Below are 13,258 nucleotides of genomic sequence, written 5' to 3' on the forward strand. Positions count from 1 at the left end.
CCGGGGTGAGGGGCGCGACGGGGCGGACGCCCGCGGGCGTGGTCCGTGAGTGACCGGCGCGAGGAGCTGGCCGCCGCCTTAACCGAGGTCGAAAGGCGCGTCGAGGAGGCGTGCCGGGCGGCCGGCCGGTCGCGGAAGGAGCTCACCCTCATCGCGGTGACCAAGACCTACCCGGTCTCCGACATCCGGCTGCTCGCCGGTCTCGGCGTCTCGCACGTCGGTGAGAACCGCGACCAGGAGGCGGCGGGCAAGGCCGCCGCCTGCGCGGACCTCGGCCTCACCTGGCACTTCATCGGCCAGCTGCAGTCGAACAAGGTCCGCTCCGTCGTCGCCTACGCGCACATGGTTCACTCGGTCGACCGTCCCCGCCTGGTGGAGGCGCTCGGCCGCGAGGCCGTACGGGCCGGGCGCGAGGTGGACTGCCTCATCCAGGTCTCCCTCGACGAGGGAGCCGGGCGGGGCGGCGCGCGGCCGGAGGAGGTGCCCGCCCTCGCGGAACTCGTCGCGAAGACCGAGGGGCTGCGGCTGCGGGGGGTCATGGCGGTCGCACCGCTGGGGGAGGACCCGGCGCCGGCGTTCGCCAGGCTGCGGGCCGTCTCCGGGCGTCTCCGCGAGGACCACCCCGACGCGGACGTGATATCGGCCGGAATGAGCGGAGACATCCCCCAAGCCATCGCGAACGGCGCGACACACCTGAGAGTCGGTACGGCGTTGCTCGGCCGCAGAAAGCCCTTCGTCAGGTAATGTCCCCCAAGTGGACCATGGTGTCCGCGCTCCAGGTAGAGGTCGATCAGCGGTGAGCTCCAAGGGGGGTACGGCTACCGCCCTGGCCTTCCCCAGGGACCTTGTAGGCACCAGAAACGCGGAGGACGACGAGCGATGGCCGGCGCGATGCGCAAGATGGCGGTCTACCTCGGTCTCGTGGAGGACGACCGCTACGAAGACAGGTACACGGCGGAGTACGGCACCGACGAGGACTACGGCGACGAGGAGTACGAGTCGCCGCGGCGCGGCTTCGCCGCATCCTCCGGTGCGCACGCCGGGGCTCCGGAGCGCGACGAGGACACCGAGACGTCCGTCCCGGCCCCGCGTCCCCCCACGGCCGTGCTGGAGCGCCGTACGACCGATCTGGCGCGGATCACCACCCTGCATCCGCGCACGTACAACGAGGCGCGCACGATCGGCGAGCACTTCCGAGAGGGCACGCCGGTCATCATGAATCTGACAGAGATGGTCGACAGCGACGCCAAGCGCCTTGTCGATTTCGCGGCAGGTCTCGTCTTTGGCCTACACGGCAGCATCGAACGTGTTACCAACAAGGTGTTCCTGTTGTCCCCCGCCAACGTTGAGGTGACCGCCGAGGACAAGGCCAGAATCGCGGAACGCGGCTTCTTCAACCAGAGCTAGAGTTCCATACATGAACAGTGCAGAGCTGAGCGGTGCCCGTGCGGCCCGCAGGCGGCGGAACCGAGGGGAGGCGGGGCTCGACCGTGGGGATCATTAGCGAGATCTTGGTCATCGCCCTGACCCTCTACCTGGTTCTGCTGATCGGCAGAATGATCATAGATACGGTGCAGGCGTTCGCCCGCGCCTGGCGGCCCACGGGGGTCGTCCTGGTGCTGGCGGAGGTCACCTATACGGCGACCGACCCACCCCTCAAGTTCCTCCGCCGTTTCATTCCGCCCCTCAGGTTGGGTACGGTGGCCTTTGACCTGAGCTTCACAGTGCTGTTCATTGTGGTTTTGGTCTTGATCCAAGTCGTGAACGCGCTTCCACGTTGATCGGGTACCGCTCTACCGGACAGACTCCAAGCGCGCCAAGGAGACCCAAATGCCGTTGACGCCCGCTGATGTGCGGAACAAGCAGTTCAGTACCACCCGGCTGAGGCCGGGGTACGACGAGGAGGAGGTCGACGCGTTCCTCGACGAGGTCGAGGCCGAGCTTGACCGTCTCATCCAGGAGAACGAGGAACTCCGCGCGAAGCTGGCCGAGTGCCTCAGGGGCAAGGTCCCCGGCGGCATGGGCATGCCGGGCCAGATGCAGATGGCGTCCGCTCCCGTGGCCGAGCCCAAGCCCGAGATGATGGCCCCCCAGCCGGAGCCGATCAAGCCTCCGGAGCCGGTGCGCCCCGAGCCGGTGCCGGTCGGCATGGGCCTGCCGCCCGCCGAGGACAACATGGACACCGCGGCCCGCGTGCTCGCCCTCGCGCAGCAGACGGCCGACCAGGCCATCGCCGACGCTCGCCGCGAGGCGGACGAGACGGTGACCCGCGCCCGGCGTGAGGCCGACGACATCCTCGGCAAGGCCCGCCGCCAGGCCGAGCAGATCATCGGCGACGCCCGCGCCCGGGCCGAGACGCTGGAGCGCGACGCCCAGGAGCGGCACCGCCAGGCCATGGGCACGCTGGTGCAGACCCGCGACGAGATCGAGCGCAAGGTGGAGGACCTGCGGATCATCGAGCGCGAGTACCGCAGCCGCCTCAAGCTGTTCCTGGAGGACCAGCTCAGCAAGCTGAACGTGTCCGCCGAGGGCAGCGGGCCCTTCCCGATCCTCGGTGGCGGTCCGGCCATGGCCCACGCCGCCGCGCCGGGACCGCAGCAGGCCGCGGGCGCGCCCAACCCGTTCGCCCAGGAGCCTCCCCAGCACTCCGGCGCCTTCCCCGGTCCCGACGGCCCCCACAACGACCGCCGGTAAGCAGTGGCGGGTCCCAGCAGGGACCCGGTAGCTCGGAGAACCCCCGTGATCCTCATCAGTGCCGCACTCGTCCTCGCCGCCATCGTCCTGCTCATCGCGGGCGTCGTGCTGGGGACGCCCACCCTAGTGATGTGGTCGATCGTCGTCAGTGTGCTGTCGGCGGTCTGTCTGCTGATCGGGGCACTGCTGAGGCGCCACGAGCTGTTCCCGTCCGGCGGGCGTGCCGCCGAGGGGACCGCTCCCACCCCCCAGGGTTCGACCGCGTCCCAGCTCGCCCCCGTGGGCGCCATGAGCGGGGCGTACGGCGGAACCCTCGCCGGGGCACCGGCGCACCCGGTGGCGACGCCCATGGTGGCGGCACCACCGGTCACGCATCACGGGGCTGTGCCGCCCCAGCCTTTCCCAGGACAGCCCTTCCCCTCCCAGGCGTTCCCCGCGCAGCCCTTCCCGCCGCAGCCCTCCCAGCGGACGGCGCCGGTCTCCCGGCCGCCGGCCACCTCCGGCCGCGGCCTCGCCCCCGACGCGATCGTCCTGGTGATCCCCGGACGCCGGCGTTTCCACCTGGCAACCTGCCGCCAGCTCGCGGGGCGCGAGACCGAGGAGCTCACCTACGAGGAGGCTCGCGAGGAGGGCTTCACCCCCTGCACCACCTGCCTTCCCGAGATCTCCGCCCGTACGGCGGGGCCGGAGGAGCCCACACCCCGCGACAGCGCCCCCGGCGACGACAAGGTCCGGGCCGACGCGGCGCCCGGCGACACAGCCTCTCGCGACACAGCCTCTGGTGACGCAACCCCCGGAGAGACAGCCTCTGGTGACGCGGCCGCTGACGGCGCGGCCCAGGGGAAAGCGGCCCCGGGTGACAGCGCTGTGAGTGACGCCGCTCTCCGCGCCGACGCTCCTGGTGCCGAAGCCGGACCCACGACGACCCCCCGCCCCGCAGGGGCGCCCGCGGCCACCGACCCGAAGACGCCCCGTTCCGCGCCTGCCGACCCCAAGCCGCCCGTGGCCGGGCTCCCCGAGACCGGCGTGCAGGGATCACGCCCGTCCGGGCCCGCCCGCCCGTCCGGCACCTCGGCGTTCAAGGCCGCGACACCCGGGGCTGCGGCATTAGGAGCTGCGGCATCGGGCGCCGCCTCCTCCGGGGCCGCGTCTTCCGGCAGCACGACTTCCGGCGCTGGGACGTCCACCACCAAGACCTCTGGCGCCACGTCCTCCGGCTCTGTCGCCGGGAGTGCGTCCTCCGGCGCCACCGCGTCCGGCGATGAAGCCGAGAGCACCAGAGCCTTCGGTGGTGCGGTGGGCGGCGCATCCTCCGGCGGTGAGACTTCTGCCACCCGGGCGTCCGGCGGGGAGTCCGCGAGCACGAAGGCAGCCGGCAGCGCGTCGCCCGGCACCGCGTCTTCCGGCGCTGGGACGTCCACCACCAAGACCTCCGGCACCGCGTCTTCCGGCACCGCGTCTTCCGGCACCGCGTCTCCTGGCGCCGGCGCGTCCGGTTCGGCCTCGTCTGGCATCGGTTCGTCGGCCACCTCGTCGCCCGCGTCCCGGCCGTCCGCGGCCGGTTCGTCGGCAGGGCCGGACAAGACGGACGAAAAGCGTGAGAAGTCGTCCGGCGGGACCGATGACGAGGTCGATGGTCACACGCCGGTGGACTGGTTCGGACGGAGCACGTCGAAGCCGTCCGGAGCCGCGAGCCCGGCGTCCGGTACCCCGTCGACCGGGTCGTCGGAACCGTCAGGGTCGTCCGCATCATCCACATCGTCCGGAGCGGCCGGGTCCTCGGCGTCTTCTGTGTCGTCCTGGTCCGTGCGGTCCTGGTCGCCGTCCGGCACCGGGGACGAAGCCGGCCGGGCCGACGACGAGACGGACGAGTCGATCACCGACACGGCGGAACACGACTGGTTCAGGCCTGGCAAGGTCCGGCCCTGGGACCCGGCGCCGGCCAACGCCGCTGGAGGCGAGGACCCGGGGGAGAACGCTTCCTCCCGTTCCGCCACGCCCGGTGAGACCAAGGCGCCGGGCAAGAAGCCGGTGGAGCCGGCGGAGACCACCGAATCCGGGCGCGCCGGGTTCGAGGCATCCGCCGGCCCCACCACCTCAAAGCCCGCCCCCGCCACATCCGGGGGCGACGCGGGCGTCACGTCAGCCGCGGACGACGACGGCGATACAGGCGGCGGTGCGGGTAAGAGCGGTGCGGGTAAGAGCGGCGGCGCAGGGAAGAGCGGCGCGGTGGCCGAGAGAGCCGCTAACGCCGGCAGTGCCGACGACGCCGATGATGCCGGCGACGCCGAAGACGCCGGTCAGCCCGCCGGGGCGTCCGTAGACGAGGACCGGGAGGCGGACCGGGACGGGGACGCGCGGGTGCGGGTGATGATCGGCACGCGGCGCTACCACAACGCCGAATGCCCCCTGGTCAGCGGAATCGACGACAGCGGTGTGGAGACCATGACGCGGGCCGAGGCCGACGCGTCCGGCCTCACCCCCTGCTCGGTCTGCCGGAACGACTGATCCTCGCGGCCAGACCAGGCCGGAGACGGCTCCTGCCACCCCCGCCCACCTCTGCCCGGAACGGCGGCTGATCCTCGCGGCCCGATCGGGCCGGAGACGGCTCCTGCCACCCCCGGCCACCTCTGCCGCCACCCATGGTGGACCGGCCTCCGCTGTCCTCCTCGTCCAGGCGGTCGAGCACGTGCGTGCACGTCTGGTCGCACGGGATGACGCGTGCGGTGGACGTCTGAGGGTCGACTCCCGGTCCCGCGCCGTTCTCCCTCCACCCGGAGGCGCGGCGAGGGCGGCGTGCTCGCACATCCCGACTGAAAGCGCGATGGGGCCGGTCGGGTGACCGGCCATCGGGGGCGGGGAAAGGCGGGCGGTGCCCGGCAGGTCGCCGGACACCGCCCAGCTCGTTCAGGCCTTGCGGAGCCGGAAGGACAGGCCGAGGTCGGTGTCCTCGTGGACCGGCAGGTCCTCGTCCGGGCCGTCATCGCCCCCGGTGATCTCGGTCATGCTCGCCGCCAGGACCTCCTCGGCGACGGCCGCCCCGCTCTCGCGCAGCGCCCCGGCCAGCTCGCCGTCCGCCGACCACCACAGGTCGATGCGGTCGGTGATGGACAGGCCGGTGGACTTGCGGGCCTCCTGGACGAGCCGGATCACGTCGCGCACCAGGCCCGCCCGGCGCAGCTCGTCGGTGATCGCCAGGTCGAGGGCCACGGTTTCGCCGGTGCCGGTGTCGACCGCCCCGGTCTCCACGGCCCAGCCCGACTTCGGCTGCTCGGTGACGATCACGTCGTCCGTGCCCAGCTCCACCGTGCCCAGCTCCCCGGCCTCGACCGTCGCGGAGCCGCCCGAGCGCAGCGCACGGGCCAGCTCCGCCGGGTCGGCGGCCGACACGGCGGAGGCCACGAGCTTCGTCTGCGACCCGAACCGCTTGCCGAGGCTGCGGAAGTTCGGCTTGACCGTGAACGTCACCAGGTCGGCGGAGAAGCCGGACAGGTCCTCCAGCCGCTGGACGTTCAGCTCGTCGGCGATCAGCTCGCGCAGCTCGCCGGGGAGCGCGGCCCAGCCTGGAGCCCCGACCAGGGCCCGCCCGAGCGGCTGGCGGGTCTTGACCGAGGAGGAGGCGCGGGCCGACCGGCCCAGCTCCACGAGCCGGCGCACCAGCGCCATCCGCTCCGACAGCTCGGGGTCGAGCAGCGCCGCGTTGGCCTCCGGCCAGGACGCCAAATGCACCGAGGCCGGGGCGTCCTGGTCGCGCAGCGCGTCCCACAGATAGTCGGTGAGGAACGGCACGAGCGGGGCCATGAGCCGGGTGACGGTCTCCAGGCACTCGTACAGCGTCGCGAAGGCGGCGGCCTCGCCCGTCCAGAAACGGCGGCGCGAGCGGCGGACGTACCAGTTGGAAAGGTCGTCCAGGAACTCGGTGAGCCGCCGCCCGGCCCGGGCCGTGTCGAACTCCTCCAGCGAGGCGGTGACCTCCGTCACCGTGCGGTGCAGCTCCGCCAGCGCCCACCGGTCGATCAGCGGCCGGTCGGCGTACGCCGGCGCGTCGGCCATCCGGGCGGGCGACCACGACTCGGCGTTGGCGTAGAGGGTGAAGAACGACGCGGTGTTCCAGTAGGTCAGCAGGACCTTGCGGACGATCTCCTCCAGCGCGGCGTGCCCGATCCGCCGGGGCGCCCAGGGGGAGCCGGAGGTGGCCATGTACCAGCGCAGGGAGTCGGCGCCGTGCTGGTCCATCAGCGGCATCGGCCGCAGCACGTTGCCGAGGTGCTTGCTCATCTTCCGGCCGTCCTCGGCGAGGATCAGCCCGAGGCACAGCACGTTCTCGTACGACGAGCGGTCGAAGACCAGCGTGCCGACGGCCATCATCGAGTAGAACCAGCCGCGGGTCTGGTCGATCGCCTCGCAGATGAACTGACCCGGGTAGGACTTCTCGAAGACGTCCTGGTTGACGAGCGGCGCGCCCCACTGGGCGAACGGCATGGCGCCCGAGTCGTACCAGACGTCGATCACGTCCGGCACCCGGCGCGCCTCCGCCTGACACGCCGGGCAGGGGAAGGTGACGTCGTCGACGAAGGGGCGGTGCGGGTCGAGCGCGGTCAGGTCGCGGCCTGCCAGCTCGCCCAGCTCCTTCAGCGAGCCGACGCACGTGACGTGGTCCTCGTCGGCCGAGCAGACCCACAGCGGCAGCGGCGTGCCCCAGTAGCGGGAGCGCGACAGCGCCCAGTCGACGTTGTTACGGAGCCACTCGCCGTACCGGCCGTGCTTGATCGTCTCGGGGAACCAGTTCGTGCCCTCGTTCTCGGCGAGGAGCCGGTCCTTGACCGCTGTGGTCCTGATGTACCAGGAGGGGAGCGCGTAGTAGAGCAGCGGGGTGTGGCAGCGCCAGCAGTGCGGGTAGCTGTGCTCGAAGTGCTCGCCGCGGAACAGCAGGCCGCGCTCGCGCAGGTTCTCCGTCAGGGGCTCGTCGGCGTCCTTGAAGAACAGCCCGCCCACGAACGGCACGTCCGGCGCGAAGCGCCCGTCGGGGCCGATCGGGTTGACGACCGGCAGGCCGTACTGCTTGCAGACGGCCATGTCGTCGGCGCCGAAGGCCGGCGCCTGGTGGACCAGGCCGGTGCCGTCCTCGACCGTGACGTACGTGCCGAGCACGACGTAGTGGGCGTTCTCGATGTCCACCAGGTCGAAGGGCCGCCGGTAGGCGGTGTGCTCCAGCTCCGCGCCCTGGTAGGTGGCCAGCACCTCGGCGTCCTCGCCGAGGACCCGCCGCAGCAGCGGCTCGGCCACCACGAGCACCTCGTCACCGCGCCGGGCCGCGACGTACGTCACGTCGGGGTGCACGGCGACGGCGGTGTTGGACACCAGGGTCCAGGGGGTGGTGGTCCAGATCAGCAGGGTGGCGCCCAGGTCGGCCAGGGGGCCGGAGACGACGGGCATCCGGACGTAGACCGACGGGCTGGAGACGGTCTCGTAGCCGCCGGGCTGGCCGAGCTCGTGGTCGGACAGGCCCGTGCCGCAGCGGGGACAGTACGGCGTGATCCGATGGTCGCGGAACAGCAGGTTCTTGTCCCAGACGACCTTGAGCGACCACCAGACGGCCTCGACGTACTGGGGGTCCATGGTGCGGTAGGCCTGGGACATGTCGACCCAGTAGCCCATCCGCTCGGTCATCTCCTCGAACGCGTCCACGTGCCGCAGCACCGACTCGCGGCAGCGTTCGTTGAACTCGGCGATGCCGTACGCCTCGATCTCGGGCTTGCCGGACAGGCCGAGTTCCTTCTCCACGGCGACCTCGACGGGCAGGCCGTGGCAGTCCCAGCCCGCCTTGCGGGGCACGTGGTAGCCGCGCATCGACTTGTAGCGGGGGAAGACGTCCTTGAAGACCCGGGCCTCCACGTGGTGGACGCCCGGCATGCCGTTGGCGGTGGGCGGGCCCTCGTAGAACACCCAGGAGGGGCCGGCGGCGTTCTGTTCCAGGGATCGCTCGAAGATCTTCCCGTCCCGCCAGCGTTCGAGGACCTCTCGTTCGAGGGCCGGCAGGTCGACCTGCGCGGGAAGTGAGCGGAAGTAGTGGGAAGACATCGTCGGGTGTGACCCTCCACGCGGTGGCTGACAGTGCTGGTTCACGCGTGAAGGGACGAAGCCCGGGAAGGCTCCGCGGTACCACCCTTCTTGACGCCCGCTGCCGGACGCCCTCTCGTTTCGCTGCCGCTGCCGGTTCTACTCGGCCGAAGGCCTTTCTTCCGGCGGCTCCGGGGTGATCTTCTCGCCGCGGCCCGCCCCGGGCTCACACCGTCCCCGGGTCGCTGAGCGGGCGGATGCGGAGGTACTCGTCCCCATCAACGCCTTGCAGACTACGAGGATAACGCGGACCGGCCGTGCGGGCTTCCCGATATACGGGTGGAGACCGGCGACGGTGGGCGAGACCCGGGTGAGATCCGGCCTGAGGGGGGAATACGTCGGAGGAACATACGCGGACACCGGGAGGAACTGGCCGAACGTGCCATTCGGGTACGGATGGGGTAAAGGCCTCGGCGAGCCCGTTGCCGATTCGTTATCGGCGACCTATGCTTCCCAAACCTGGTCGAAGTGCTCCTGTGCGAAGGGGAGGCCCGCAATGACGATCCGCACGGCGAGAACCGCCATCAGTGACGACGTCTGGTCCGCCGAGGAGCTCGCCGGGGTCCGGGAGCGGCTGCGGCACGAGATCGAGGAGCTGCGCGCCGACATCGCCAGGGCAGAGGAGCAGCTCGCCTCGGGGGACGTGAGCCAGGGAGCGGGAGACGATCCGGCGGACGCCGGGGCCAAGACCTATGAGCGGGAGCGCGAGATCGCCCTTACCCTGAATGCGCGCGACCTGCTCGCGCAGAACGAGCGGGCGATCGCCCGCGTCGACGCAGGGACATACGGAGAGTGCGAATCGTGCCACAAGCCGATCGGCAAGGAGCGCCTGCGGGCGTTCCCGAGGGCGACGCTGTGCGTAGCGTGCAAGCAGCGGGAGGAGCGCCGCTGAGCGGCGCCGACCCGGCGAGGCCCAACCGGGCGCGGAGGATCGCCCTCCTCGTCGTCGTGGCCACGGTGATCTACGCGCTCGACCAGATCAGCAAGTTTCTCGTGGTGAAGTTCCTGGAGCACGAGGAGCCCCTGACCGTCGTCCCCGGCGCGCTCGTCCTGACCGTGATCCGCAACGCCGGCGCCGCCTTCAGCATCGGCACCGGCATGACGATCGTGTTCACGGTGATCGCGCTTACCGTCGTCGTCGCGATCGTCCGTACGGCCCGGCAGCTGCGCAGCCTGCCCTGGGCGATCACGCTCGGACTGCTGCTCGGTGGTGCCGTCGGCAACCTGACCGACCGCATCTTCCGGTCGCCGGCGCCGTTCCAGGGACACGTGGTCGACTTCATCCAGGTGTTCCCGGTCACCCGGTTCCCGGTGTTCAACGTCGCGGACTCGGCGATCGTCTGCGGCGGCGTGCTCGCGGTGTTCCTGGCCTGGCGCGGCTACCAGATCGACGGCACCCGCCAGATCGAGGAGGAGACCTCCGGGACCGGCGCGGAGCAGGGGGCTGCGGGCCGCAGCGTCGCGGAGCACGCCGCGGAGCCGTCCGGGAACGAGAGCCGCGAAGAGGTCCGTGCGGCGACCCAGGGCGAGAGCCGGGGCGAGGTCCTCGCGGACACCCGCGAACAGGCCCGGGAGCAGGTCCGGGAGCAGGTCCGGGAGCAGGCGGGGGACCGGTCGAGGGAGCGGGCCGATGGGTGACCGCCGCAGTCTGCCGGTGCCCGACGGGCTGGAGGGCGAGCGCCTCGACGCCGCCCTGGCCCGGTTGTTCGGCTTCTCCCGCACCCGCGCGGCCGAGTTGATCGCCGCCGGGGAGGTGCTGGTCGACGGCGCGGTCCCGGCGAAGTCCGACCGCGTCCACGCCGGGGCCTGGCTGGACGTCACGATCCCGCCGCCCCCCGCCGCCCCGATGCCCGTGGCCGAGCCCGTGCCCGGCATGACGATCCTGTACGAGGACGACGACGTCGTCGTGGTGAGCAAGCCGATCGGGGTGGCGGCGCACCCCACCGTCGGCTGGACCGGCCCCACCGTGATCGGCGGCCTGCTCGGCGGCGGCCATCGCGTCTCCACCAGCGGCGCGGCCGAGCGGCAGGGCATCGTCCACCGGCTCGACGCCAACACCACCGGCGTCATGGTCGTCGCCAAGAGCGAGCGGGCCTACACGCACCTCAAGCGGGCCTTCAAGGAACGGACGGTCGACAAGCGCTACCACGCGCTCGTCCAGGGGCACATGGACCCGCTGCGGGGTACGGTGGACGCCCCGATCGACCGGCACCCCTCAGGCGACGGACGCTTCGCGGTGGTGGCGGGGGGCAAGGACTCGGTCACCCACTACGACACGATCGAGGCGTTCCGGGCGGCGTCGCTGCTCGACATCAAGCTGGAGACCGGCCGGACCCACCAGATCCGGGTCCACATGGCCGCGCTCAGGCATCCGTGCGTGGGCGACCTGCTCTACGGCGCCGATCCCACCCTGGCCGCCCGCCTCGGCGTGCGCCGGCAGTGGCTGCACGCGGTGTCGCTGTCGTTCGAGCACCCGGCGACGGGGGAGTGGATGACGTTCACCAGCGACTACCCCGACGACCTGGGCCGCGCGCTGGAGATCCTCGGCGACGAGGGCTGACGCCGCCTCCAGGTCCCCCGTTCCGGCGAGCGAGGCGTCTCGCCGGGAGATGTCAGGTGCGGGGGACGTGCTGATCGATCAATGTCCGGGCGGCGGCCATGGCGCGCCCGGCGAGGCGTCCGGAAGTCAGGCGTCCCAGTCCGTCTCCGGCTGGGTGTAACCGTCCGGGAAGTCCCCGGAAACGTCGCCGGCCCCGGCCGCGTTGCCGTTACCGGTGCCCTTTCCGTTTCCCTGGTTTCCCGGGTTGCCCGTGCCCTGGTTTCCCTTGCCGGAGTTTCCAGAGGTTCCCGTGCCCTGGTTGCCCTTGCCGGTGGGCGGCTGGGCCGCGCCGGCGTTCGGGCCCTTGGCGGGCTTCCGCGTGCCGTGGCCCGCCTCGGCGGGCTTGCCTTTTGGGGCCTTGGCCTTATCGCCGGGCTTCGTCTGGCTCTTCGGCTTGGGCTTGTTCGCGGTGTTCGACCTTTCCGCGGACCTGCCGCCGTGGTTCTCCTGCGTCCGCCGCCCGTTCCCGCTGTAGGAGCCGCCCCTGGAGTTCGCCACCGGTCTGGTCGCCGTACGGCCGGAGGCGCCGTCCGTGGATCCGGAGGCCGCCGAGCCCCCGGCGTCGCCGGGCGCGGGCTTGGCGGTCTTGGTCGCGAAGACGGTCACGGTGGGCACGCTGACGACGGCGGCGGCCCGGGGGTCGCCCGCCGTCCGGGCGGTCGCGAAGGCCGCCGCGCCCGCGGCCACCCCGACCAGGGCGACGAGCGCGCCCGTTCCGACCGCCACCGCCCAGGGCCTGCGGCGCGGGTTCGCCGAGACCGTCGCGGAAGGCGGCGTGGGGGTGAAAGTGTGGCCGGTGACCGGTGCGGGGACGGACGCGGGCAGGGGCGTGGGGACGGACACGGGAACGGGGGTGGGCGCGGTCGCGCCGCCCTGGTCGAACATCGGCACGAACCGGGCGAGACGGGGCGCCTGCCGGGGACGCGGCACCACCGGGTCGGTCACCCGGCCGGTGGCCACCGCGTGCAGGTGCAGCACCGCCTGGTCGGCCGTCATCCTGAGATCGGGGTCCTTGACGAGGAGCCCCGCGATGACCTGGGCCAGCGGCCCGGCCCGGTGCAGCGGGCCCGCGTCCTCGTACATCACCGCGGCCAGCGTCGCGAGCGCGTGACCCCGGTTGAACGGCGAGCGCCCCTCCACGGCCAGGAACAACGTCACCCCGAGAGACCACAGGTCGGACGCCCGCTGCGCCTGCCGTCCCGCCGCCCGTTCGGGGGCGATGAACGCCGGCGTTCCGACGAGCATCCCGGTGCGCGTGACGGGGGAGTCGTCCTCCATCGCCGCGATGCCGAAGTCGGTCAGCACGACCCGGCCGTCCTCGGCGAGCAGGACGTTGTCGGGCTTGACGTCCCGGTGCAGCACTCCGTTCGCGTGGGCGACGCGCAGGCCGGCCAGCACCTGCGAGCCGATCTCCGCCACCCGACGTGGCGGGAGCGGCCCCTCCTCGCGGATCACCGATCCCAGCGTCCGGGACGGGACCAGTTCGAGCACGATCCAGGGGTAGCCGCCCTCCTCGAAGGCGTCGTACACCGCCGCCACGTTCGGATGGCTGAGCCGTCCGGCCGCCCGGGCCTCCCGGAAGGTCCGGACGGTGAAGACGTCCCGTTCGGTCCCGGTCATCTCGGCCGACTGGTGGAGCTCCTTGACGGCGACCTCGCGTTCGAGCACCTGGTCGACCGCTCGCCACACGGTGCCCATACCGCCCCGCCCCAGCGGCTCGATCAGGCGATAGCGTCCTGCCACGACACGTTCGGAGGTCTGCGCTTCAGCCATGGTTGTCGCGCTACCCCACTTGGGGGAACACATGCGACATCGTTACCGTTCTGGGACAAATGCGTTCCGGCC

Annotated in this window: 10 protein-coding genes; 8 read left to right on the forward strand and 2 right to left on the reverse strand. The window is 72.0% G+C overall.

Going from position 1 to position 13,258, the window contains the following annotated elements; genetic code table 11:
- Positions 1–45 precede the first annotated feature (45 nt).
- The 5 genes from Mam01_RS01955 (at position 46) to Mam01_RS01975 (ending at position 5,202) form a co-directional block, all read left to right on the forward strand.
- Positions 46–744 (forward strand): YggS family pyridoxal phosphate-dependent enzyme, encoded by a 699-nt coding sequence (locus tag Mam01_RS01955; RefSeq protein ID WP_204283648.1) that lies wholly within the window; start codon positions 46–48, stop codon positions 742–744.
- Positions 745–879: 135 nt separating this feature from the next.
- The gene (locus Mam01_RS01960; protein WP_150933092.1) at positions 880–1,407 is read left to right on the forward strand and encodes a cell division protein SepF; all 528 of its coding nucleotides are present in this window, start codon (positions 880–882) and stop codon (positions 1,405–1,407) included.
- 83 nt (positions 1,408–1,490) lie between these two features.
- Positions 1,491–1,781, forward strand: a complete 291-nt coding sequence (locus tag Mam01_RS01965) for a YggT family protein (RefSeq protein ID WP_150933093.1) — start codon at positions 1,491–1,493, stop codon at positions 1,779–1,781.
- A gap of 49 nt (positions 1,782–1,830) precedes the next feature.
- On the forward strand, positions 1,831–2,694 hold the full coding sequence (locus Mam01_RS01970; RefSeq protein ID WP_150933094.1) for a DivIVA domain-containing protein: 864 nt from the start codon (positions 1,831–1,833) through the stop codon (positions 2,692–2,694).
- A gap of 45 nt (positions 2,695–2,739) precedes the next feature.
- Positions 2,740–5,202: a hypothetical protein gene (locus Mam01_RS01975; protein ID WP_204283650.1), complete on the forward strand. Its 2,463-nt coding sequence runs from the start codon at positions 2,740–2,742 to the stop codon at positions 5,200–5,202.
- Positions 5,203–5,601: 399 nt separating this feature from the next.
- On the opposite strand, the gene ileS is transcribed toward Mam01_RS01975, so the two are convergent.
- Positions 5,602–8,775: an isoleucine--tRNA ligase gene (gene ileS / locus Mam01_RS01980; protein WP_204283652.1), complete on the reverse strand. Its 3,174-nt coding sequence runs from the start codon at positions 8,773–8,775 to the stop codon at positions 5,602–5,604.
- A gap of 535 nt (positions 8,776–9,310) precedes the next feature.
- Between ileS and Mam01_RS01985 the strand changes: the two genes are divergently transcribed.
- From Mam01_RS01985 to Mam01_RS01995, 3 genes are read left to right on the forward strand one after another with little or no spacing between them, the layout of a single operon-like run.
- Positions 9,311–9,706, forward strand: a complete 396-nt coding sequence (locus tag Mam01_RS01985; RefSeq protein WP_204283654.1) for a TraR/DksA family transcriptional regulator — start codon at positions 9,311–9,313, stop codon at positions 9,704–9,706.
- On the forward strand, positions 9,679–10,452 hold the full coding sequence (gene lspA / locus Mam01_RS01990; protein WP_204283656.1) for a signal peptidase II: 774 nt from the start codon (positions 9,679–9,681) through the stop codon (positions 10,450–10,452). Before Mam01_RS01985 ends, lspA begins: the two co-directional genes overlap by 28 nt.
- Entirely contained in the window at positions 10,445–11,374 is a 930-nt protein-coding gene (locus tag Mam01_RS01995; RefSeq protein WP_117410369.1) for an RluA family pseudouridine synthase, read from the forward strand. Before lspA ends, Mam01_RS01995 begins: the two co-directional genes overlap by 8 nt.
- Positions 11,375–11,500: 126 nt before the next feature.
- Here Mam01_RS01995 and Mam01_RS02000 read toward each other — a convergent pair whose 3' ends face one another.
- Entirely contained in the window at positions 11,501–13,186 is a 1,686-nt protein-coding gene (locus Mam01_RS02000; RefSeq protein ID WP_204283658.1) for a serine/threonine-protein kinase, read from the reverse strand.
- Between the last annotated feature and the right edge of the window lie 72 nt (positions 13,187–13,258).

It is taken from the genome of Microbispora amethystogenes (assembly GCF_016863015.1).
GTDB lineage: Bacteria > Actinomycetota > Actinomycetes > Streptosporangiales > Streptosporangiaceae > Microbispora > Microbispora amethystogenes.